The 22,280-nt window shown below is 70.2% G+C and carries 20 protein-coding genes; 13 read left to right on the top strand and 7 right to left on the bottom strand.

Going from position 1 to position 22,280, the window contains the following annotated elements:
* The first annotated feature begins 388 nt into the window (after positions 1-388).
* Both KTR66_RS22320 and KTR66_RS22315 read left to right on the top strand, forming a co-directional pair.
* Positions 389-1,504: a mandelate racemase/muconate lactonizing enzyme family protein gene (locus KTR66_RS22320; RefSeq protein ID WP_213616625.1), complete on the top strand. Its 1,116-nt coding sequence runs from the start codon at positions 389-391 to the stop codon at positions 1,502-1,504.
* A gap of 8 nt (positions 1,505-1,512) precedes the next feature.
* Positions 1,513-2,103, top strand: coding sequence for a GAF domain-containing protein (locus tag KTR66_RS22315; RefSeq protein ID WP_213616623.1), 591 nt, complete (start codon positions 1,513-1,515; stop codon positions 2,101-2,103).
* A gap of 4 nt (positions 2,104-2,107) precedes the next feature.
* Here the strand turns inward: KTR66_RS22315 and KTR66_RS22310 are convergent, their stop codons facing one another.
* Positions 2,108-2,800, bottom strand: a complete 693-nt coding sequence (locus tag KTR66_RS22310) for a cyclase family protein (protein ID WP_213616621.1) — start codon at positions 2,798-2,800, stop codon at positions 2,108-2,110.
* Between the two features lie 117 nt (positions 2,801-2,917).
* Here KTR66_RS22310 and KTR66_RS22305 point away from each other — a divergent pair, with 117 nt between their 5' ends.
* Complete coding sequence (locus tag KTR66_RS22305; RefSeq protein WP_213616619.1) at positions 2,918-3,874, top strand: tripartite tricarboxylate transporter substrate binding protein; 957 nt, start codon at positions 2,918-2,920, stop codon at positions 3,872-3,874.
* Between the two features lie 40 nt (positions 3,875-3,914).
* On the opposite strand, the gene KTR66_RS22300 is transcribed toward KTR66_RS22305, so the two are convergent.
* The 3 genes from KTR66_RS22300 to KTR66_RS22290 are packed head-to-tail and all read right to left on the bottom strand — an operon-like array spanning position 3,915 to position 6,921.
* Positions 3,915-4,238, bottom strand: a complete 324-nt coding sequence (locus tag KTR66_RS22300) for a 2Fe-2S iron-sulfur cluster-binding protein (protein WP_213616631.1) — start codon at positions 4,236-4,238, stop codon at positions 3,915-3,917.
* Positions 4,238-5,893: an FAD-binding protein gene (locus tag KTR66_RS22295; protein WP_213616617.1), complete on the bottom strand. Its 1,656-nt coding sequence runs from the start codon at positions 5,891-5,893 to the stop codon at positions 4,238-4,240. Before KTR66_RS22295 ends, KTR66_RS22300 begins: the two co-directional genes overlap by 1 nt.
* A 50-nt stretch (positions 5,894-5,943) precedes the next feature.
* Positions 5,944-6,921 (bottom strand): tripartite tricarboxylate transporter substrate binding protein, encoded by a 978-nt coding sequence (locus KTR66_RS22290; protein WP_213616615.1) that lies wholly within the window; start codon positions 6,919-6,921, stop codon positions 5,944-5,946.
* A 245-nt stretch (positions 6,922-7,166) separates the two neighbouring features.
* Here KTR66_RS22290 and KTR66_RS22285 point away from each other — a divergent pair, with 245 nt between their 5' ends.
* The 7 genes from KTR66_RS22285 to KTR66_RS25355 all read left to right on the top strand — a co-directional run bounded on the left by KTR66_RS22285 (position 7,167) and on the right by KTR66_RS25355 (position 15,584).
* Positions 7,167-8,237: an ABC transporter substrate-binding protein gene (locus KTR66_RS22285; RefSeq protein WP_213616613.1), complete on the top strand. Its 1,071-nt coding sequence runs from the start codon at positions 7,167-7,169 to the stop codon at positions 8,235-8,237.
* An 11-nt stretch (positions 8,238-8,248) separates the two neighbouring features.
* Complete coding sequence (locus KTR66_RS22280) at positions 8,249-9,013, top strand: ABC transporter ATP-binding protein (RefSeq protein WP_213616611.1); 765 nt, start codon at positions 8,249-8,251, stop codon at positions 9,011-9,013.
* A 58-nt stretch (positions 9,014-9,071) separates the two neighbouring features.
* The gene (locus KTR66_RS22275; RefSeq protein WP_213616609.1) at positions 9,072-9,890 is read left to right on the top strand and encodes an ABC transporter permease; all 819 of its coding nucleotides are present in this window, start codon (positions 9,072-9,074) and stop codon (positions 9,888-9,890) included.
* 87 nt (positions 9,891-9,977) lie between these two features.
* Positions 9,978-11,249: an amidohydrolase/deacetylase family metallohydrolase gene (locus tag KTR66_RS22270; protein WP_213616607.1), complete on the top strand. Its 1,272-nt coding sequence runs from the start codon at positions 9,978-9,980 to the stop codon at positions 11,247-11,249.
* A 61-nt stretch (positions 11,250-11,310) separates the two neighbouring features.
* On the top strand, positions 11,311-13,605 hold the full coding sequence (locus KTR66_RS22265; protein ID WP_213616605.1) for a xanthine dehydrogenase family protein molybdopterin-binding subunit: 2,295 nt from the start codon (positions 11,311-11,313) through the stop codon (positions 13,603-13,605).
* Positions 13,602-14,348 carry a xanthine dehydrogenase family protein subunit M gene (locus tag KTR66_RS22260; RefSeq protein WP_213616602.1) on the top strand — a complete coding sequence of 249 codons (747 nt, stop codon included), beginning with the start codon at positions 13,602-13,604 and terminating at the stop codon, positions 14,346-14,348. Before KTR66_RS22265 ends, KTR66_RS22260 begins: the two co-directional genes overlap by 4 nt.
* A 180-nt stretch (positions 14,349-14,528) precedes the next feature.
* Positions 14,529-15,584 carry a 2Fe-2S iron-sulfur cluster-binding protein gene (locus KTR66_RS25355; protein WP_213616600.1) on the top strand — a complete coding sequence of 352 codons (1,056 nt, stop codon included), beginning with the start codon at positions 14,529-14,531 and terminating at the stop codon, positions 15,582-15,584.
* Here the strand turns inward: KTR66_RS25355 and lepA are convergent, their stop codons facing one another.
* The gene (lepA, locus tag KTR66_RS22250; protein WP_213616598.1) at positions 15,585-17,390 is read right to left on the bottom strand and encodes a translation elongation factor 4; all 1,806 of its coding nucleotides are present in this window, start codon (positions 17,388-17,390) and stop codon (positions 15,585-15,587) included. It lies immediately after the preceding gene.
* 126 nt (positions 17,391-17,516) lie between these two features.
* Between lepA and KTR66_RS22245 the strand changes: the two genes are divergently transcribed.
* The gene (locus tag KTR66_RS22245; RefSeq protein ID WP_213616596.1) at positions 17,517-18,491 is read left to right on the top strand and encodes a tripartite tricarboxylate transporter substrate binding protein; all 975 of its coding nucleotides are present in this window, start codon (positions 17,517-17,519) and stop codon (positions 18,489-18,491) included.
* Positions 18,492-18,550: 59 nt separating this feature from the next.
* Here KTR66_RS22245 and KTR66_RS22240 read toward each other — a convergent pair whose 3' ends face one another.
* Positions 18,551-19,534, bottom strand: coding sequence for a tripartite tricarboxylate transporter substrate binding protein (locus KTR66_RS22240; protein ID WP_213616594.1), 984 nt, complete (start codon positions 19,532-19,534; stop codon positions 18,551-18,553).
* Between the two features lie 74 nt (positions 19,535-19,608).
* Between KTR66_RS22240 and KTR66_RS22235 the strand changes: the two genes are divergently transcribed.
* Positions 19,609-19,995, top strand: a complete 387-nt coding sequence (locus KTR66_RS22235; protein ID WP_213616592.1) for a RidA family protein — start codon at positions 19,609-19,611, stop codon at positions 19,993-19,995.
* Here the strand turns inward: KTR66_RS22235 and KTR66_RS22230 are convergent.
* Positions 19,977-21,209 (bottom strand): MFS transporter, encoded by a 1,233-nt coding sequence (locus KTR66_RS22230; protein ID WP_213616590.1) that lies wholly within the window; start codon positions 21,207-21,209, stop codon positions 19,977-19,979. The genes KTR66_RS22235 and KTR66_RS22230 overlap by 19 nt on opposite strands.
* An 83-nt stretch (positions 21,210-21,292) precedes the next feature.
* Between KTR66_RS22230 and KTR66_RS22225 the strand changes: the two genes are divergently transcribed.
* On the top strand, positions 21,293-22,279 hold the full coding sequence (locus KTR66_RS22225; protein WP_213616588.1) for a tripartite tricarboxylate transporter substrate binding protein: 987 nt from the start codon (positions 21,293-21,295) through the stop codon (positions 22,277-22,279).
* Position 22,280 lies beyond the last annotated feature (1 nt).

Below are 22,280 nucleotides of genomic sequence, written 5' to 3'. Positions count from 1 at the left end.
GGCCCGTCGCCAGCAATGGCGGCGGGTTTTGATGTTTTTGGGGCCCTCAGGCGCCGGGCGCGCGCTCCGCGCGCTTGGCTTCGCGCCGCGGAAGTGGCGCGGGGCCAGCCGGCTCCTCTGGGCGCGCTGGCCGCACTTGCGGCCGGATCCTTCAGGCCCGTCGCCAGCAATGGCGGCGGGTTTTGATGTTTTTGGGGCCCTCAGGCGCCGGGCGCGCGCTCCGCGCGCTTGGCTTCGCGCCGCGGAAGTGGCGCGGGGCCAGCCGGCTCCTCTGGGCGCGCCGGCCGCACTTGCGGCCGGATCCTTCGGACCCGTCGCCAATCATGGCGGCGGGTTTTGGTTTTCGGGCCGCCATTGGCATCGCCGCATTCCCCGCTAGGCTCGCGCCATGACCGCGCCCTGGCCCCTGTCGCTCAACGCCATCCATGTCTGGCCGCTGCGCGTCCCGCTGCGGCACCCGCTCTACCTGGCCAGCGAGACCATCACCCATGCCGAGACGCTGATCATCGAGGCGCAGGATTCCGAAGGCCGCTCCGGCTGGGGCGAGGCCTCCGCCGCCCCGACCATGACCGGCGAGGTGCTGGCCGGCATGGCCGAAGTCGCGCGCCGCTATCTCGCCCCCGCCCTGCTCTCCGGCCCCTTCGCCGCACCGGCGGAAGTCACCCACCGGCTCGACCGCGCCATCCGCAACAACACCGGCGCGAAATGCGCGGCCGAGGCCGCCCTGCTGGACCTGGCCGCCCGCCGTGCCGGCCTCCCCCTCTGCGACTTCCTCGGTCAACGGAAGCGCGATGCCGCCCCCTGCATCTCCATGATCGGCGGCGCGACCGAGGAGGCCGTGCTGCAAGCCGCCCTCGCCGCCCAGGCCAGCGGCTTTCGCCACATCAAGGTGAAGCTCGGCCTCCGCCCCGATCCGCTCGACGACGCGGCCATGATCCAGCGCCTGCGCGAAGCCCTCGGCCCCCGCGCGCATCTCTCGGGCGATGCGAACATGGCCTGGACGCTCCCCGCCGCCCGCGCCTTCCTGGCCGCGCTGCCGGATGGCGCGCTCGACTACCTCGAGCAGCCCCTGCCTGATGACGACAAGCCCGGCCTCGCCCAACTCGCGGCCGCAACGCGCTGCCCCATCTGCGTGGATGAAGGCCTGCACGGCCTCGCCGACATCCCCGCCTGCCGCGGCAGCGCCGCCGGCTTCGGCCTGAAATCCATCAAGCTCGGCGGCCTGCTGCCCACGCTCGCGGCCGATGCCCTGGCGCGCGAGAACGCCATGCGGACCACGCTCGCCTGCAAGATCGCCGAGACCTCCATCGGCAATGCGGCCGTGCTGCACCTGGCCGCCCTGGTGCCGGAGGTTGATTGGGGCGTCAGCCTCACGCAGGGCATGCTCTCCGAGGACATCGCCATCCCCGGCCTCCTCATCGAGGCCGGCCAGGCGCGCCTTCCGCCCGGGCCCGGCATCGGCATCACGCCAGACCCCGCCCAACTCAACCGCTTCAGGATCTGAGGAACGCTATGGAACAGATGGCAGGCTTCGCGCGTATCGCGGCCGAGGGCGCCGCGGCGCATGGCCCGGAGGAGGCGCTCTACACCATCACACGCGCCATCCCCGCCCTGCTGGGCGACCCCGGCGCCGCATTGCGCCCCAATGCCTTCCGGGAATCTCCGCCGCCCACGATCGGCGCTGCCGCCGTCGCCTTCATGGTCACCGCCGACCGTCAGCATCACATGATCACGGCCCCGGTGAACTTCGCGCCCGAGCAGTATCACGAGCTGGTGGACATCAAGCTCGGGCATCCGGGCGAGGTGGCGAAGACGCGCCAGCCCATGCTGCTGCGCGACACGGCCCTGCATGCCAGCTTCGTGAAGATCCTGCAGAGCTTCCGCGCCGGCTCCTCGATGTTCGCGCCCATCCTGTGGCAGGGCGACTATCTGGGCGTGCTGATCTGCGCGAACGCCGCCCGCAACAGCTTCGGCGAAGCGGACCTCATCGCCCATCGTGGCTTCGCCGCACTCGCCGCTTCGCTCTGGGTCGCCCATGGCGGCCCCGCCTGGATGGCGGCGCAGGACCTCACGAACCTGCCCCGCCGATCCGTCGGAACCTGAGGCGCTATTCCTCGAGGATCGCGACGGCGCGCACCGGGCTGCCGGTGCCGCCCCTGATCTTCAACGGCATGGCGAGGAAGCGGAAGCGCCCCTTGCCCACCACCTTGTCGCAATTGATCACGCCTTCGTAATGCGTGAAGCCCATGTCGCGGCAGACATGGTGCACCTCGAAATTGTTGCGCCCCGGCCGGCCCGGACTCACGGATTCCACCGTGAAGGCGGTGATGCCCTTGGCCCCCAGCCAGGTGGCACTCTCCTTCGTCAGCCCCGGGAAGTCGGTGATGTAGCCCTCGGTGCCGGCCGCACGCTTGTAGAAGCCGGTGTAGAGCAGCACCGTATCCTTCGGCTTGATGCTCACCCCAGCCGCTTTCTCCGCCGCCTCCAGGTGGGCCACGGTGATGTCCGTCCTGTCCGGCACATGTGTCAGGTCCAGGCACACCGCCTCCGTGAAGAAGGTCTCGAGCGGCATCTGGTCGATCGTCATCGCACCCGGCGTCTCATCGAAATGCACCGGCGCATCCACATGCGTCCCGCCATGGTCGCCCATGTGCAGCACCATCGTGGCCGAAGAGAACTCGTAGCCGTCGGCCACGCGCTTCTCGTCATGCGTGCTGAACGGATAGACCTCGATGGTCGGGTGGTTGGGCAGGCGCTGCGCCTTGTGGTGCAGTTCCCGGCTCAGATCGATCAGTTTCATGGCATCCTCCCCATCGTGAACCGCCACTATGCGACTCCCATGGCATGGGACAATCCCGTAGGTGGCGAAGGCCGCCGATCGTGCCAAGCTACAGCCTCACGGTGAAGGAGAGAGCCCATGCGTCGCTGGTTCCTGGCCCTGGCCCTGCTGCCCAGCCTCATGCTGCCCGCAGCCGCCCAAAGCTTCCCCGACCGGCCCATCCGCATCATCGTCCCGGTCAATCCCGGCGGCGGCACCGACATCTTCGCCCGCGCCCTGCAGGAGATCGTGGGCAACTCGCTCGGCCAGCCCATCATCGTCGAGAACCGGCCGGGGGCGAGCGGCACCATCGGCGTGCAGCAGGTGCTGGAATCCCGGCCCGACGGCCATACGCTCGGCTTCGTCTGGAACACGCCCATCACCTCGGCGCCGCACACGCTGGGCGCGCGCTACACCATCCAGTCCATCGCGCCGGTCTTCCAGGTGGGCTATTCGCCCTTCGCCCTCTGCGCCCGGCCCGATTTCCCGGCCACCGACCTCACGAGCATGATCGCGGCCATCCGCGCCCGGCCCAACACCTACACCTGGGGCAACGAAGGGCTGGGCGGCGTCATGCATCTCGGCGTCGAACGCATCCTCCGCCAGCTCGGCCTGCAGATGCAGACCGTGCCCTTCCAGGGCGCAGGGCAGACCCTTCCGGCCTTCCTCGGCGGGCACATCACCTTCTTCGGCGGCTCTCTCGTCGGCGCCATGCCGGCGGTGCGCGCGGGCACGGCGCGCTGCTACTTCCTCACCACAGTCGGCGGCAATCCGGCGGCACCCGAGGGCTCGGGCGTCGGCAGCCTCGGCCTGCCCGAGATGGCCATCACCATCTGGTGGGGCATGATCGCCCCCCAGGGCATCCCGGCGGACCGCATGGCGCGGCTCACCGAGACCTTCACCAACGCCGCCCGCACGCCACGCTTCCAGGAGGTGATGCAGGCCCAGGGCGCGATCTTCGACCTGGTCGTGGGTGAGGCCATGGGGCGCGCCATGCTGGCGGAATACAATGCGCTGGGTGAGGTGGCGCGGAGCCTGGGGCTGCAGAAACAGTAAATGCCTCCGGCGGCTGGGGCCGAAAGGCCCCAGACCCCAATTACAGGCGCTCGTCCGGAGGGGCGATGACCGTCGCCAGGTCGCGCAGCAACACCTTGTTGGGAAGCGGCGCCAAACGCATTTCGCGCGGCTCCAGCCGCGCCGTACAGGCGTAGATGACGCGGCCATCCAGCAGCATCATGCACTCCTTGCACGCATTGGCATTCAGGCAGGCATAACGAAACGCCAGCGTCGCATCGGCGCTCACCCTGAGCCGCCGCAAGCCATCCAGCACCGATTCCCCCGGCTCGAAATCCAACTCGAACCGCTCCTCGCGCGGCGCCTCGCCCGCGCCACCACGCTGGATCAGCAAGGCCGCGCGCATCACGCCGGCACCGCCTGGCGCGAGAGCGCCAAGCCCTCGCCGCGCAGCAACTGGTTCACGCGCCATTCCTCCCGCATCTCCGGGAAATCCTCGCGCTGATGCGCCCCACGGCTTTCCTCCCGCGCCCGCGCCGCGCGGATCACCGCCGCCGCCACCAGCAGCATCTGCCGCAGATCCAGCCAATCCAGCCGCGCCAGGTCATGCGGCTGCCCCGGCACGCCGGGCGGCGCCAGCCCCAGCTCCGCTTGCAATTCGGCCACGGCCGCAGCGGCGCGATCCAGCCCCGCCGCCGTGCGGAACGGCCCCACATCTTCCGACATCACGCGCTGCAGCCGCGCCACCATCGCCGCCGTGTTCACCGCGGGCCCGGAGGCGCGCAGCAACTCGAGCGCCAGCCCCGCCGCGAAGCCGCGGACCGGCCCCTTCGCCGCCAACAACGCCGCCTCGCGCCCCGCCGTGCGGCCATAGGCCAGCGCCTCGGTGATCGCATTGCCCGAGAGCCGGTTCGCGCCATTCGCACCACCCACCGCCTCACCCGCCGCCAGCAGGCCCGGCACATCGGTGCGCATCCGCGGATCCACCCGCACGCCGCCCATGTGGTAATGCGCGATGGGCGAGACCTCGATGCAATCGCGCGTCAGGTCGATGCCATTGGCGGCGAGCTTGTCCACCACCGGGCCGAAGGCCGCGCGCAGCTCCGCCTCCGGAATATGCGTGAAGGACAGCCACGCGCCGCCATGCGGCGAGCCGCGCCCCGCCTCGTTTTCCTTTGTGATCGCATAGGTCGCGAGGTCGCGCGTGGTGCTGTATCGCCCCTGTTCGGCATCGCCGCCCCAGCGGTCGAGGAAATCCTCCATGGCACCGTTCAGCAGCCGCCCGCCCAGCTTGTACCGAAAGGGGTCCCACATGATCGGGTCCATCCCGATCAGCCGCGGCGCCAGATGCCCGAAGGGGAAGAACTGCACGAACTCCATGTCCACCAGCGTCGCACCCGCGCGCAGCGCCAGCGCATAGCCATCGCCCGACATATTGGCGCTGGCACTGTTGCGCGCATAAAGCCGCGTGAGCCCGCCCGTCGCGATGATCGTGGCGGGTGCGGCGATGGTCAGCGCCTCGCCGCTCGCCACGTGCAGAGCCACCGCCCCCGTCACCGCGCCGTCCTGGACAACAAGATCGGTCACCGCCACCTCGCCGAGGCGCCGAATCGCCGGCCCCACGCGCTGCACCTGCGCGCGCAGCGTGCGGGAGACGGCGGGGCCGGTGTTGAGGAAATCCACATAGACGCAGCGCGCGCGGTCATGCCCCGGCGCCTGCACGGCCGCGAGCGCATCGCCGGAGCGCGCCCAGCCCACGCGCCACTCATCCATCTCCAGGATGCACGCCGCACCCGCCTCGCAGAGCAGGGCGGCGAGCGCGGGGTCCGCCAGCCCGCGCGCGGCGGTGAGCGTATCCGCCAGGTGATGTTCCCAGTGATCGCCCGCGCCCACGGCGGCCGCGACGGTCATCTGCGCCATCACCGTGGCGCCCCCGCGGCCGATCAGGCTGCGGTCCAGCAGGAGCACGCGCTCCGCCCCCCGCCGCACCGCCTCGATCGCGGCATACATGCCGGCCCCGCCCGCGCCGATGATCAGCACATCGGCTTCCAGATGCGTCACGCGCCCACTCCCTCATCGCCGCGCGAGGTTAGACCTCGCAGCGGGATACGTCAGTCCAGCCGGATGTTCTCGCTGCGCACCACATTGCCCCAGGCCTCCTGCTCGCTGCGCACCAGCGCGGCGAGGGCGGCGGGCGTCGTGTGCTCGGGCACCGCCGCCTGGGCGCGGAACACCTCGATCATGGCGGGTGTGGCCATCGCCGCCGCCATCGCCTGGTTCAGCCGCGCGACGACCGGCGCCGGCGTGCGCCCGGGCGCGAAGATGGCCTGGATGATGCTGGTGGTCAGCGGCACACCCTGCTCCTGCAGCGTCGGAACATTCGGCAGCAGTGGCAGCCGCGCGGGCGAGAGTGTCGCCAGCACGCGCACGCGCCCATCCCGCGCCAGCGCCTCCGCCGCACCCGCCGGCATCACCATCGCATCCACCTGGCCCGCCGCCAGCGCCTGCTGGGCGGGCGCGGCACCGGTGAAGGGCACATGCAGCATCTCCGCCCCGGCCGCGAGGCCGATGCGCAGCATGGCGATCTGCGAGGTGCTGCCGACACCCCAGCTCGAATAGGTCAGCGCGCCCGGCCGCGCCTTGGCGGCGGCGATGAAGGCGCGCAGATCGGCGATCTCGCGCTGGGTCGGCCCGACGGCCAGGGCCAGCGGCACCCGCGTCAGCAGGCTGATCGGCTCGAAATCGGTGTTGGCGTCATAGGGGATGTTGCGCATCGCCGCCGGGTTCACCGCATGGGTGTCCGTGACACCCAGCAGCAGCGTCAGCCCATCCGGCGTGGAACGTGCGACGACGCCGGCGCCGATGCTGCCATTGGCGCCGGCGCGGTTCTCCACCACCACCGTCTGGCCGAGCGTGGTGGTCATGTTCTGCGCCAGGCTGCGCGCCAGGATGTCGCTGATGCCGCCCGGATTGAAGGGCACCACGATGCGCACGGTGCCGGCCGGCAGGGTCTGGGCGCGCGCAGCCTCGCCGGCGGCGACAAACGAGGCCGCGAGCGCGGGCAGGCTGCGGCGGGAGAAACGGGTCACGTGAGGCCTCCAGGCGGGAAAGGATGCGGCGGACTAGCAATCCGCGCGCCATGGCCGCCTGGGCCGCCGCAGGCCGGGCAGCCTGGTTGCGCTGGCGTGAAAGCGGGCGCGGCCCGGCACCCCTGCCCGGATTTCAGGCATCACGGGTCTGATCGCCCGTCATGGGCCCGGACGGACCGCTTGCGGCGAAGGCCCGCCGCGCGCATATGACGGCCCGTTCATGTTCTTGCCTGGAGGCCTCGCCCATGGTCACGCTGTCCCGCCGTTCCGCCCTCGCCGCGGGCACCGCCATCCTGGCTGCGCCGAATGTGGTCCGCGCCCAGGCCGCGCTGCGCCTGACGCTCCCCTGGCTGGCCCAGGGCTCGACCGCCTATGCCTACATCGCGCGCGAGATGGGCGCCTTCTCCCGCCGCGGCCTGAACGTGGAAGTCACGCGCGGCTTCGGCTCCGTCGCCGCCGCCCAGGCCCTGGCCCAGGGCCAGTTCGACTACGCCATCATCGGCGCCGGTCCCATGATCCTCGCCGCCGCGCGCGAACTCCCGGTCGTCGGCATGGCCACCGTGAACTACGACATGACCATGGGCATCGCGCTGCGCGCCGACAGCCCGATCCGCACCGCGAAGGACCTCGAGGGCAAGCGCATCGGCGCCGTGCCGACCAGCGCGGAATTCCCCTTCTGGCCCGCCTTCGCCCGCCGCGCCGGCATCAACCTGCAGACCGTCACCATCCAGCAGATGGACAACCGCGTGCTGGAGCGTTCGCTGATCGATCGCCAGGTGGACGCCATCACCGCCATCGGCTCCTCCACCATCCCGGTGATGCAGGCGCAGAACGCGGCGCACCGCTTCATCCCCTATTCCTCGGCGGGGCTGAACTTCTACGCCAACGTGATCTGCACCCGCCCCGAGGTGCTGCAGAACCGCGCCGCCCAGGCCGAGGCCGTGACCGACGCGCTGCTCGAAGCCGCGGCCCTGCAGCTGCGCGAGCCGGAGCGCGCGCTCGACATGTTCATCCGTCAGGTGCCCGAGATCGGCATCACCTCGGGCGGGCGTGAGAATGCGCGCCTCTCCCAGGGCCTGATGCAGGCCACGATGCTGGCTCCCGAAGCCATCCAGAACGGCCTGGGCTGGACCGACATGGCCAAGTGGAACGCGATGACGGACCTCGTCATGGAGTTCGGCGCCCCGGCCGACGCGAAGCGCCCCAGCACGGAGGCGATCATCTCCAACCGCTTCGCCGGCAAGGTGAAGCTGACCGAGGCCGAATGGGCCGCGCAGCGCACCCGCCTCGCCCCCTTCGGCGCGATGCTGGGCTGATCGCGCCCCCGATGATCTCCCTTCGCGGGGTCCGCAAGACCTATGCCTCGCCGGCCGGGCCCATCGAGGCCGTGGCCGGTGTCTCCGTGGACATCGCCGAGGGCGAGTTCGTCTCCATCCTGGGCCCCTCGGGCTGCGGGAAATCCACGCTGCTGATGATGCTGGCCGGCCTCGAATCCATCACGGCGGGCAGCATCACCATCGGCGGCCAGCCGATGACCGGCCCGCGCCGCGATGCGGGCCTGGTCTTCCAGGACGCGACGCTGCTGCCCTGGCTTTCGGCGCGCGACAACGTGCTCTTCCCCATCAAGATGATGCGCCTGCCGCGCGAGAAATACGTGGCCCGCGCGGAAGAGCTGCTGCATTCGGTCGGCCTCGGCGCCTTCATGGACAAGCGCCCGCGTGAGCTCTCGGGCGGCATGCGCCAGCGCGTGGCGCTCTGCCGCTCGCTGATCCACACGCCCTCCATCATGCTGATGGACGAGCCCTTCTCCGCGCTCGACGCCATCACGCGCGACGAGATGGCGCTGGTGCTGCTCGACCTCTGGTCCCGCCACCGCAAGACCGGGATCTTCATCACCCATTCGATCCGCGAGGCGGTGCTGCTGAGCGACCGCGTGCTGGTGATGACCAAGCGCCCCGCGGTGGTGGTGGCCGACGTGACCATTCCCTTCCCCCGCCCGCGCGACGAGAGCGTGCAGGACAGCCCCGAATTCACCGCCATCGTGGCCCGCCTGCGCGGCATGATCGAGCACAGCATCAAGGATGCCGCATGATGCGCGCCGCCGATTCACGCCTCCGGGCTTGCGCCCTCCAGCGATCGGAGGCGGCGTGATGGATGGTGGCAATCAGATCATCGCCGAGACCCCGGCGGCCCTGAACGTCGAGAAGCGCGACCTCGCGAAGCACCCGGCCGTGCAGATCCTGCTGCCCATCGCCTTCGCGCTCGCCGTGCTCGGCCTCTGGGAATTCCTGGTGGATTTCTACCAGGTGCCGAAGGTCATCCTCCCCTCGCCGCTCGACATCTACGCCCGCACCGTCTCGGCCTGGCCCTTCCTGGTGCAGCATGCGGTGCCGACCGGGACCGAGGCCGCCATCGGCTTCCTGCTGGCCACCGTGCTCGGCATCGGCCTCGCCGTGCTGCTCTCCTATTCCAAATGGGCCTATGCGGCGCTCTATCCGAACGTGATCTTCTTCCAGCTCATCCCCAAGATCGCGCTCGCCCCCCTCTTCATCGTCTGGCTCGGCATCGGCTCCTCCTCGCGCCTCGCCTTCTCGATGTTCATCGCCTTCTTCCCGGTGGTGATCGCGACGCTGACGGGCCTGAACTCCACGCCGCCCGACATGCTGCGCCTCTGCAAGGCGCTCACCGCGCGCTCCTGGCAGGTGTTCCTCTCGGTGCGCTTCCCCTATGCGCTGCCGCATATCTTCTCGGGGCTGAAGATCGCCGTCACCTTCGCCATCATCGGCGTCATCGTGGGCGAATTCATCACCGCCCAGGCGGGCCTCGGCTACCTCATCCTCTTCGCCTCGAGCCAGGCGGAGACGGCGCTGATCCTGGCCTCCATCGGCATGCTCTGCGTCGTGGGCCTCGTGCTCTATGGCGTGGTGGCGGGGCTGGAGAAGCTGATCCTGCGCAAATACGGACATTGAGTGCCGCCCGGCCAAGCTTTCCGCTTGGCCGGGCCACCAAAGGCTGGCTCAATGCTCGCGCCGGCTGAAATGTTGAGGAGAGACACCATGCAACATGACATCCTGCTCAAGGGCGGCCGCGTGGTCTGCCCGGCCTCCGGCCTCGACGGCATCATGGACGTGGCCGTGACCGGCGGCCGCATCGCCGCCATCCAGCCCGAGATCCTGGCGAGTTCCGCGCGCGAAGTGATCTCCGTGAAGGACAAGATCGTCCTCCCCGGCATGATCGACACCCACGCGCATATCTACACCTATGTCTCCGGCCGCTTCGGCCTGCCGGCCGACATGGCGGGCGTGCATAGCGGCGTGACCGCGCTGGTGGACCAGGGCGGTGCCTCCTGCATGACCTTCCCGGGCTTTCGCGAATTCATTGTGAAGCCGGCGCATTCCCGCGTCTTCAGCTTCATCAGCGCCTATGTCGTGGGCGGCCTGGAAGGCCATTACTACCCGACGCTCTACGGCCCCGAGCATGTGGATGTGGACGCCACCGTGAAGGCCGCCCGCGCCAACCCGGATGTGGTGAAGGGCGTGAAGGCCCATGCCGAGATCGGCAACATGGCGCGCTACGGCCTGGAAGTGCTGAAGAAGGCCGCGCAGATCGGCCGCGAGGCGGACCTGCCCGTCTATTGCCATTTCGGCCAGCTCTGGCCGACGCCCGAGACCGGCAACAACGGCGTGGACCCGGACGAGATCCTGCCGCTGGTCATCCCCCTTCTCCGCCCCGGCGACATCCTGGCCCACCCCTTCACCCGCCACCCCGGCGGCTTCGTGGACCGGCGCACCGGCAAGGTGCATGGCATGGTGCAGGCCGCACTGGACGCCGGCCTCAAGGTGGATGTGGGCCATGGCTCCCACTTCTCCTTCAAGATGGCGCGCATCAGCCTCGACGCCGGCATCATGCCCGACACGCTGGGTGCGGACATGCATGGCTACAACACGCGCATCCCGGCCCCGCCCGGCACGCCCGCCAACCATTCGGACCCGGAGGAGGACCATCCCTTCACCGGCAAGGCGCGCTTCTCGCTCACGCTCGCCATGAGCGAGCTGATCGCGCTCGGCGTGCCCTTCGAGAAGGTGGTCCCCATGGTCACCACCGGGCCCGCCGCCATGCTGCGCCTCGATGACGGCATCGGCACGCTGCGCGTGGGCGCGCTCGCCGATGTCTCCGTCCTCGACGACCTGCGCGGCCGCTTCAAGATGGCGGACAATGAAGGCACGGAAGTCATCGCCGACCGCCTGCTGCAACCGGCCTTCTGCCTCAAGGGCGGCGTGAAGTTCGACGCGACGGCGCCGATTTTGCCGGCAGCTATCGCAGCATGAAGGCGAGGCTCCGCCTCGCGCTCCGCCGGGGTCCGTGGCGGACCCCGGACCCCGCCGCACCATGAAACAGGGCGTTGGCGCACCGATCACCCGGAAGGAGGATGATCGGTTCCTCCGGGGGCGCGGGAAGTATGTGGGGGATATCCAGCTCGCCGGCATGCGGGAGGTTGCCTTCCTGCGCAGCCCGGTCGCGCATGGACTGATCCGCGCCGTACGCGCGCCACAGGGCGCCATGGTCTTCACCATGGCCGATCTCACGGGCGTGCTGCCCATCCGCGCGCCCTCCGCCCTGCCAGGCTTCCGCCGCACCGACCAATGGCCCCTCGCGCAAACACGTGTGCGACAGGTGGGCGAGCCCATCGCCATGGTGGTCGCCGGCTCTCGCGCCGAGGCCGAGGACATCCTGGACGCCATCACCCTCGACATCGAGGAACTCCCCGCCGCCACGGACATGCTGGCCCACCGCGCCGGCCCACCCATCCACGAAGGCTGGCCCGACAATGTCGTGCTCCAGGCCCTGGTGGATGACGACATCAGCGATGTGCAGGCCCCCATCATCATCCGCCGCCGCCTGCGCACCGCGCGCCAGCACATGGCGCCCCTCGAAGGCCGCGGCGTCGTCGCCCGCTGGGATTCGCGCCTCAACCAGCTCGAAATGCACACCTCCTCGCAGATGGTGCATGTGACGAAGACGGGCCTCGCCGAATGCCTGGGCCTGCCGGAATCCGCGGTGCGCATCATCAGCCCCGATGTCGGCGGCGGCTTCGGCTACAAGGGCATCCTGCTGCAGGAGGAGGTCGCCATCGGCTGGCTCGCCCGCAAGCTGGGCGGCACGCCGCTCCGCTGGATCGAGGACCGGCGCGAGGGCCTCTCGGCCCAGGCCAATTGCCGCGAGCACCATTACGACATCACCGTCCATGCCGATCGCGACGGCACCATCCTGGCGCTGGACTGCGAGGCGCATGTGGATAGCGGCGCCTACTCGGCCTATCCCTTCTCGGCCTGCCTGGAGGCGGCGCAGATCGGCTCCATCCTGCCCGGCCCCTATGTCGTGCCGCGCTATCGCTGCAAGACCTGGAGTGTGGCCACCAACAAGCCGCCCATCCTGCCCTATCGCGGCGTGGCGCGGACCGGCGTCTGCTACGCGCTGGAAACCACGCTGGACGCCGTGGCGCGCGCCGCCGGCATCAGCCCGGTGGAACTCCGCCTGCGCAACCTGCCCGGCCCCGAGCAGATGCCCTACCTCAACGTGACGAAGAAGATCTTCGACAGCGGCGACTACCCCGAGGCGCTGCGCCGCGCCGCCGAGGCGGTGGATGCGCCAGGCTTCGCCGCTCGCCAGAAGGCCGCCCGCGAAGAGGGCCGCCTGATCGGCCAGGGCTTCGCCGTCTTCTGCGAGCAGGGCGCGCACGGCACCAGCGTCTATCACGGCTGGGGCATCCCCTTCGTGCCCGGCGCCGAGCCCTGCCAGGCGCGCCTCACCCCCGATGGCGGGCTCGAGCTGCGCGTCGGCGTGCACAGCCATGGCCAGGGGATGGAAACCACCCTCGCCCAGGTGGCGCATGAGATCCTGGGCGTGCCGGTGGATCGCGTGCAGCTCATCCATGGCGACACGGCGCTGACCCCCTATTCCACCGGCACCTGGGGCAGCCGCTGCGCCGTCATGGCCGGCGGCGCCGTGGCCGAAGCCTGCATGGAACTGCGCCGCCGCCTCATCCCCATGGGCGCCCACCTGCTGCAGGACAAGGACGCCGTCTTCGCGGACGGCGCCGTCCGCGCAGGGGCGGCCAGCGTCACCGTCGCCGAGATCGCCCGCACCTTCCACCGAGCGCCCCAGAACCTGACCGAGGCAATGCAGGCACAGGGCCTGGAATGCACGGTCGGCCACAAGACGGTGCGCGACACCGGCACCTTCAGCTATGCCTGCCACGCCGTGGAGGCCGAGGTGGACGCCGCGACCGGCCATGTGACACTGACCCGCTACGTCATCGTCGAAGATGGCGGCGTGCTGCTGAACCCGCTCATCGCCGATGGCCAGGTGCTGGGCGGCACGGCGCAGGGCATCGGCACCGCCCTCTTCGAGGAAATGCCCTACGACACGGGCGGCCAGCCGCTCGCCTCCACGCTGGCCGACTACATGCTCCCCGGCGCCTCGGACGTGCCCGATATCGAGATCCTGCACATGGAGACGCCCTCGCCCATCAGCCGCTTCGGCCAGAAGGGCATCGGCGAGAGCGGCGCCATCGGCCCGCCGGCGGCCATCGTGAACGCCATCAACGACGCCATCGCGCATCTGGGGCGCGAGGTGACGGATTTGCCCGCCACACCCGAGCGTGTCTTGGCCGCCCTCGCATGAAGCCCGCCGCCTTCGAACACACCGCACCAGCGGAACTGAACGACGCGCTGAAGCTCCTCGCGCAACCCGGCGCCAAGCCGCTCTCCGGCGGGCAATCCCTCTCGCCCATGATGAACCTGCGCCTGGTGCGCCCGACCACGCTGGTGGACATCAAGCGCCTGCCCGGCCTGCGCGGCGTCATGGCGACGGCGGAGCACATCCGCTTCGGCGCCGCCACCACCCATGCCGAGATCGAGGACGGCATCGTCCCCGACCCCACCAACGGCCTCATGCCCCATGTGGCGCATGGCATCGCCTATCGCGCGGTGCGCAACCGCGGCACGCTGGGCGGCAGCCTGGCCCATGCCGACCCCGCCGCCGATTGGCCGAGCGTGATGGCGGCCTTGGGCGCCACCATCATCACCAGCACAAGCCGCCGCATCCCGGCCGAGGGCTTCATCCTCGCACCCTTCACCACGGCGCTGACGCCGGGCGAGATCATCCTCGCCGTCGAGGTCCCGCGCCTGCCGCCCGGCGCGCGCTGGGGCTATTGCAAGATCAACCGCAAGATCGGCGAATTCGCCAAGGCCATCGGCATCGCCATCGAGACGCCCCGCCGCCTGCTGGCCGGCGCCGTGGAAGGCCCGCCCGTGCTGCTGGAGAAGCTGGACGACATCCCCACCCGCCTGCCGCATCTCGACGCCGCCGCCCAACGCCTCGCCGGCATCGCCGTGCAGCGCGCCATCGCGATGATGGAATCCTGAGCTTGGCCGCGGTTGCAAAAAGCGCCTCCGGCGGCTGGGGCCGAAAGGCCCCAGACCCCAATACCGCGCAGCATTGCAAGGTCAGCGCCAAGGAATGTGGTCTGGGGGCCCCCTTTATGGATGATGGGGCCCCAGCAGCCGGAGAGACCCGGCATCAGATCTCCGCGCATCGGAAGCCGCATGATTGAGATCACCGTGAACGGCGAGGCGCGCCGCGTCGAAGCCCCCGCCCGCACCCACCTGGCCGATGTGCTGCGCGAGCATTGCGGCCTCACCGGCACGCATCTCGGCTGCGAGCAGGGCGTCTGCGGCGCCTGCACCGTGATGGTGAACGGCGTCCCCACCCGCTCCTGCCTGCTCTACGCGCATGAAGCCGCGGGCATGGAGGTCACCACCATCGAGGGCCTGGACGAGGACCCGGTGGCCGAGGCCCTCCGCGCCGCCTTCAGCAAGCACCACGCCCTGCAATGCGGCTATTGCACGCCGGGCATGATGATGACCGCGCGCGACATCGTCACACGCCTCGGCGCGGTGGATGAGGACCGCATCCGCGACGAACTCGCCGGCAATCTCTGCCGCTGCACCGGCTATCGCGGCATCGTCCGCGCCATCGCCGAGGTCGCCGCCACACGCCCAGCCGCAGCGCCGCTGCCGAAGCGCGAGGTGCCGCTGACGCCGCCGCCCGCGCCGCTCGCCGCGCCCGCGGCCACGGCTTCCGCCGACCTCCCCAACCGCCTGACCCACAGCGAAACGCTGGCGCTCTCGCCCGACGCCGCCTGGGCCATCCTCTCCGACCCCGCGCGCATCGCCGCCTGCGTGCCGGGCATGACGCTGCTGCGCCATGAGGGCGAGGCGGTGGAGGGCGAGTTCTCCGTCATCCTCGGCCCCTTCTCCGCCCGCTTCGCCGGCGCCGGCACGCTGACGCTCGACGCTGGCTCCCGCACCGGCCGCCTGCGCGGCCAGGGGCGTGACGGCGCGAATGGCGCGGAGGGCGAGGTGGAATGGCACCTCACGCCCGACGGCGCCGGCACCACGCTCCAGGTGGAACTCGGCTGGCGCCTCACCGGCCCGCTCGCGCAATTCTCGCGCCCGGCCCTGCTGCGCGGCATGGTGGCCGCACTGGCCGGCGATTTCGCGCGCAATCTGGAACGCGCCGCGCGCGGCGAGGCGCCGGCCGCGCGGCCGGGCCTCTGGTCGTTGATCCGGGCCTGGTTTCGCGGCCTCTTCGCGCGCTGATCAGCTATCCATCTTGAGCGCGGCGATGAAGGCGCTCTGCGGGATCTCCACCTTGCCGAATTGCCGCATGCGCTTCTTGCCTTCCTTCTGCTTGTCCAGAAGCTTGCGCTTGCGGCTGATGTCGCCGCCATAGCACTTGGCGGTCACATCCTTCGACATGGCGGAGATGGTCTCGCGCGCGATCACGCGCCCGCCGATCGCCGCCTGGATGGGGATCTTGAAGAGCTGACGGGGGATCAGCTCCTTCAGCTTCTCGCAGATCGAACGCCCGCGCTTATCGGCCGCCGTGCGGTGCGCCATGAAGGCCAGCGCATCCACCGGCTCGTTGTTCACGAGGATGCTGATCTTCACCAGGTCGCTCTCGGCATAACCATCCATCTGGTAGTCGAAGCTGGCATAGCCGCGAGAGACGCTCTTCAGCCGGTCATAGAAGTCGAACACCACCTCGTTCAGCGGCAGGCGATACACCGCCATGGCGCGCGTGCCGACATAGGTCAGCTCCACCTGCTGCCCGCGCCGCTCGTTGCAGAGCGTCAGGATGGAGCCCAGATGCTCGTCCGGCACCATGATCGTGGCCTTGATCCAGGGCTCCTCGATGCCCTCGATGGACATGGGGTCGGGCATGTCGGCCGGGTTGTGCAGATCCTCGATCGTGCCGTCCTTCTTGCGCAGCTTGTAGACCACCGAAGGCGCGGTCGCGATCAGGTTCAGATCGAACTCGCGCGAGAGCCGCTCCTGCACGATCTCGAGATGCAGCAGCCCCAGGAAGCCGCAGCGATAGCCCAATCCCAGCGCGAGCGAGGTCTCCTGCTCGAAATGGAAGCTGCTGTCATTCAGGCGCAGCTTGCCCAGCGCGTCGCGCAGCTTGTCGAAATCATCGGCATCAATGGGGTAAAGCCCGCACCACACCACCGGGATGCTCGGCTTGAAGCCCGGCAGCGGCTCAGCCGCGGGCGTCCGGTCATCGGTGATGGTGTCGCCCACATTGGTGTCGGCCACCGACTTCACGGCCGCCGTCAGGAAGCCCATCTCACCCGGCCCGAGGCTCTCGCAGGGCACCATCTTCGGCGTGAAATAGCCCACCTGGTCCACGGTGTGCGTGGCGCCATTGGACATCATGCGGATCTTCTGGCCCTTGCGCAGGTGGCCATCCTTCACCCGCACCAGCACCACCACGCCGAGGTAGCTGTCATACCAGCTATCCACCAGCAGCGCCTTGGTCGGCGCATCCGCATTCCCCGTCGGCGCCGGCAGGCGCGTCACGATGGCTTCCAGCACGCCCTCGATGTTGAGCCCGGTCTTGGCCGAGATCATCACCGCATCCTCGGCGTCCAGCCCGATCACATCCTCGATCTGCTGCTTCACCCGGTCCGGCTCGGCGGCCGGCAGGTCGATCTTGTTCAGGACCGGCACGATCTCGTGGTTCGCATCCAGCGCCTGGTACACATTGGCCAGTGTCTGCGCCTCCACACCCTGCGAGGCATCCACCACCAGGAGCGACCCCTCGCAGGCCGCCAGCGACCGGCTCACCTCATAGGCGAAGTCCACATGGCCCGGCGTGTCCATCAGGTTCAGCGTGTAGATCTGCCCGTCCTTCGCCTGGTACCGGATGCGGACGGTCTGCGCCTTGATGGTGATGCCGCGCTCCCGCTCGATGTCCATGCTGTCGAGCATCTGCTCCTTCATGTCGCGCGCGGCCACCGTCCCGGTGGACTGGATCAGCCGGTCGGCCAGGGTGGATTTCCCGTGGTCGATATGGGCGACGATGGAGAAGTTGCGGATCAGGTTCAGCGGCGTTTCGGTCATGCGGGGGGAGATAGGGCCAAAGCCCCATAAGTCAAAGCGCGGTGCCGGGTTTCGCTTCCACCCGCCCCCGGAATATCCCAGGATCACCCCTGGAGCGGGGAGCAACCCCGCCGGAGGAGGTCCCCCATGCCCATGCTCATCCCGCGCCGCGCCGGCCTGCTGGCCGCCCCCGCACTGCTCCTGGCCGCCCATTCCCGCGCCCAGGCCTTCCCCAACCGGCCGATCCGCGTCGTCGTCCCCTATTCGCCGGGCGGCGTCTCCGACATTACCGCGCGGCTGATCGCCGAGCCCATGTCCGCCGCCCTGGGCCAGCCGGTCACGGTGGAGATTCGGCCGGGTGCCGATGGGATCATCGGCACCGATGCCGTGGCGAAATCCCCGCCGGACGGGCACATGCTGGGCCTCACCTCGGTCGGCCACGCGGTCAACCCGGCGCTCTACCGCCTGCCCTTCGACACGGTGCGGGACTTCACCTTCCTCAGCATGAGCACCCGCACGCCGCTCGTGCTCTGCGCCGCGCCCAGCTTCCCGGCCAGTACGCCGGCCGAGCTGGTGGCGCATGCGAAATCCCTCCCGCCCGGGCGGATCACCTTCGCGGGCTCGGCGGGCGTGGTGCGCCTGGCCCCCGTCCTCTTCGCCCAGCGGACGGGAATCGAGCTCACCTACGTGCCCTATCGCGGCAGCACCCACGCCCATCCCGACCTCATCGCCGGGCGGGTGAACATCATGTTCGACACGGTGCCCGCGGCCCTGCCGCACATCCAGGGCGGCGCGCTCAAGGCCTTCGCCACCACCGGCGCCACCCGCGCGCCCCAACTCCCCAATGTGCCGACCATGAGCGAGTTCCTGCCGGGATTCGAAGCCTCCACCTGGGGCATGATCTTCGGCCCGGCCGGCCTGCCCGCGCCGGTGGCGGCGCGCCTCACCGCCGAGATCCACGCGGCCCTCCGCAAGCCGGATGTGCTCGCGCGCCACCAGACCCTGGGCGCGGAGGTGGTCACCACCACGCCGGAGCAGAGCCGCGACTTCGTGCAGGCCGAGATGGAGAAATGGGGGGCGGCGGCACGGGCGGCGGGGATCACCCCGCAGAATGCCGGATAACAAAAGGGCCTCCGGCGGCTGGGGCCGCCCGGTCTAAAGAATGGTGCCCCAGACCCCGGCTACTCGATCCGCGCGCCGGAGAGGCGCACCATTTCGGCCCAGCGCGGCGCATCCGCCGCGATCAAAGCCGCCGTCTCCCCCGGGCCGGCGCTGGTCGCCAGCACCAAGCCACTCGCCCGGAGCCGATCCGCGAGGCCCGGCGCATCCGCACTCCACAGCACGCCCTCCGCAATCGCACGCTGCACCTCGGGCGGCGTGCCCCGCGGCGCCGTCAATGCGTTCCAGGACTGCATGTCGAGGTCACCCAAATTCAGATCGGCGAACTCGCCCAACCCCGGCACCTCCGGCAGCAAGGGGCTGCGCGCGTTGCTCCCCACCGCCAGCGGCACCAGCCGCCCCGAGGCCACATGCGGCATCAAGGCCGGCATGAAGTCGAACACCATGTCGATCTGCCCGCCCAGCAGATCGGTCAGCGCCGGCGCCCCCCCGCGATACGCCACATGCTCGATATGGGCCCCCGAGCGCGTCGCGATGGTCGCGATCAGCAGATGCGCCGCGGAGCCATTTCCCGCCGAGCCCTTCACCACCCGCGCGCCAGGCCGCTTGGCCGCGTTGATCAGCGCCCGGAAATCCGTCCAGCCCCGCTCCCGCGCGCGCTCGGCCGTGACACAGCACAGCACCGTGGAGGTGACGAGCCGGATGATCGGCACCAGGTCCCGCGCCGGGTCATAGGGCGGGTTCGCCATCATCATCGGCAGGGCGGTGAAGAAGGGAATGCTGAGCACGCCCAGCGTGCTGCCATCCGGCGGCGCCTGCAGCACCGCCTGCACGCCAAGCAAGCCATTCGCGCCCCCGCGATTGTCCACCACGATGGCCTGGCCGGTGCGGCTGCTCACCGCCTCCGCCCAGATCCGCGCGATGGCATCGGCCGCACCGCCCGGCGGGAAGGGCACCACCCAGCGCATGGGACGGTTGATGATCTGGGCGAAGGCAGGCGTGGCGAGCGGGGTGAGAAGGGCAGCGCGGCGCGTCACGGTGAGCATGGCCAAGCCTCCTGGCAGCAAGGACAAAACGCTCCCACACTGGTCCGGCATCGTCAAAGCCCAAGGGAGGCCCCATGCCGAAAACCGCCATCTCCACCGACAAGGTCTTCAAGCCCGCGCTGCCCTTTGCGCAAGCGAGCAAGGCGGGCGGCTTCGTCTTCGCCTGCTCCACCGGGCGCGACCGCGAGGGCCGCTTCGCCATCGGCGATGTGCGCGCCCAGACGCAGCAGACCATCGACAATATCCGCGCCCTGATCGAGGCCGCCGGCGGCACGCTGAAGGATGTGGTGAAATGCACCGTCTACGTGACGGATCGCGAAAACTGGGCGCCGATGAACGAGGTCTACTTCGCCAATTTCGCCGAGGACCCGCCGCACCGCGTCTCCTGCATCGTGAGCGGCCTCGGCTCGCCAGACTGCCTCGTCGAGATCGACGCGACAGCCTATCTGGGGGAAGGCTGAGGCAGCAGCGGCGCCAGCCTCAGCATCGCGACCGCGCCGAGCAGCGGCCCGATGCCGAGGATGGCGAAGGCCCCCGCCCAGCCCAGGGCCGGCACCGCCCAGGCCATGAGCTGGATGGCGGGCACCGTCAGCAGGAAGCCCGCGCAGGTCTGCACCGTCAGCATGGTGCCGACCAGTTCGGGCGGCGCGCAGAGCGAGGTGCAGGCGCTGAACTGCGCGGAATCCGCCACGACCGAAACGCCCCAGATGGCGGCCAGCACCAGCGTCAGAGGCAGCGCCCAGCCCGCCGTGCCGCCAATGAGCAGCGCGCAGGCGCCGGAGACGAACATCGCCATCGCCGCCATCCGCGCGCGGTTGAAGCGATCCGCCAGCAGTCCGAGCCCGACGCAGCCGATGGCGCCCGAGCCCACCACCAGTGCGGTGAGGATGCCCGCATCGCCACCCACCCCCTGCTGCGCCAGGAACAGCCCGACCCAGGCCCAGACGGCGTAGAGCTCCCACATGTGGCCGAGATACCCCGCATTGGCGAGGCGCAGCCGCGGGTCGCGCCAGGCCAGCAGCACGGCGCGCGGGTTGAAGGGCGGGCGCTTCGCCGTGTGCGGCCCCTCGCGGAACGGCAGGATCAAGGCGCCACCGACCAACGCCAGCGCGCCCGCCGCCAGATAGATGTGCCGCCAATCCACGGAGCCCAGCACGCCCGGCAGCGCATGCGGCGCGGCCGAGCCGATGGTGAGCGCGCCGACGACGATGCCGATCAGCAAGCCCAGATCGCCATGCTGCCGCCGCGCGGGATTCACGCCCTTCGGCCTGTCGGCCTCGGACGATCCCGCGCGCGCCCAGCCCGAGGCCAGCTTCATCGCGACCGGGTAGACGCCCGCCATCGCCGCGCCGGCCACGAAGCGCAGCGCATAGGCGCCGAGGCCCGCGGGCTCGATGAAGGCCTGCGCGATGGTGCCCAGCCCCGCCACACTTGCCGCGCCGAAGAACAGCGCCCGCGACGGCCAGCGATCGGCGAGGGACAGCAGCGCGGAGGTGATCGTCCCCGCCACAAAACCCAGCTGCACCGCCGCGATCAGCCAGCCCGCCTCGCTGCGCGTCACGGCGCCATCGCGCAGCAGCGCCGGCACCGCCGCCGTGCCCGCGAACCAGATCGCGGGGGCGAGCATGATCGCACCCGTCAGCAGGGCAAGATTGCGGATCTTCGCGCCGGTCATGCGTCACCCCTCGGCATATCGCTTGCATGCCATGCCCCGCATCGCGGCGCCACCGGGGCGCCGCCCGCCGGAGATCCAAAGCCTTGCGCATCACCCGCCGCGCCCTCGCCGCTCCAATCCTCACCGGCCTTGCCGCATCCGGCGGCGCGGTGGCGCAAACCACGGCAGCGGCATGGCCCGCACGGCCCGTCTCCATCGTCGTTCCCTTCGTGCCGGGCGGCCCGTCGGACCTGCTGGCGCGCTCCCTTTCCGGCCCGCTCCAGGCCGCGATCGGCCAGAGCGTGCTGGTGGAGAACCGCACCGGCGCGAACGGCGTCGTCGCCGTGCAATACGTCACGCGCCAGCCGGCCGATGGCCACACGATCTTCATCGCGGCGAGCGGCCTCATGACCATCACGCCCGTCCTCAACGCGCGCCCGCCCTTCGACCCCGAGCAGGATCTGACTGCGCTCACGCTCGCCATCAGCGCGCCCAACCTGCTCGTGGTGAACCCCAGCGTGCCCGCCACGAACCTCACCGAGCTCATCGCCTGGCTGAAGGCGAACCCGACGCGCGCCTCCTACGGCTCCTCCGGCATCGGCTCGTCGGAGCATCTGGGAATGGAACTGTTCAAGCTGCGCACCGGCACCGAGCAGACACATATCCCCTATCCAGGTGGCGGCGCGGCCGCGACGGATCTCCTGGCCGGCACCCTGCAGCTCTCGCTGCTGAACATCGCGACCGTGGTGCCGCATGTGCAGGGCGGGCGGCTGCGCGCCATCGCGGTGGGCAGCGCCGAGCGCCACCCGCTGCTGCCCGATGTGCCCACCTTCGCGGAAGCGGGCCTGGCCGACTACACCACCGGAAGCTGGCACGGCCTGGTCGCGCCGCGTGGCCTGCCCGCGCCACTCCAGGCCCGCATGGAGGAGACGCTGCGCTCCACCCTGCGCAACCCCGAGATCGCCGCGCGCCTCGCCGCCACCGGCTTCACCGTGCAGGCGACGGATTCCGCCACCCTCTCGCGCACCATCAACGCCGACCTCGCCCGCTGGCGAGAGGTGGTGCGCAGCGCGGGCATCAGCGTGAGCTGAC

Origin of the sequence: Roseococcus sp. SDR (assembly GCF_019083995.1) — a bacterium.
GTDB lineage: Bacteria > Pseudomonadota > Alphaproteobacteria > Acetobacterales > Acetobacteraceae > Roseococcus.
This window is presented reverse-complemented; position numbering and strand designations above follow the sequence as displayed.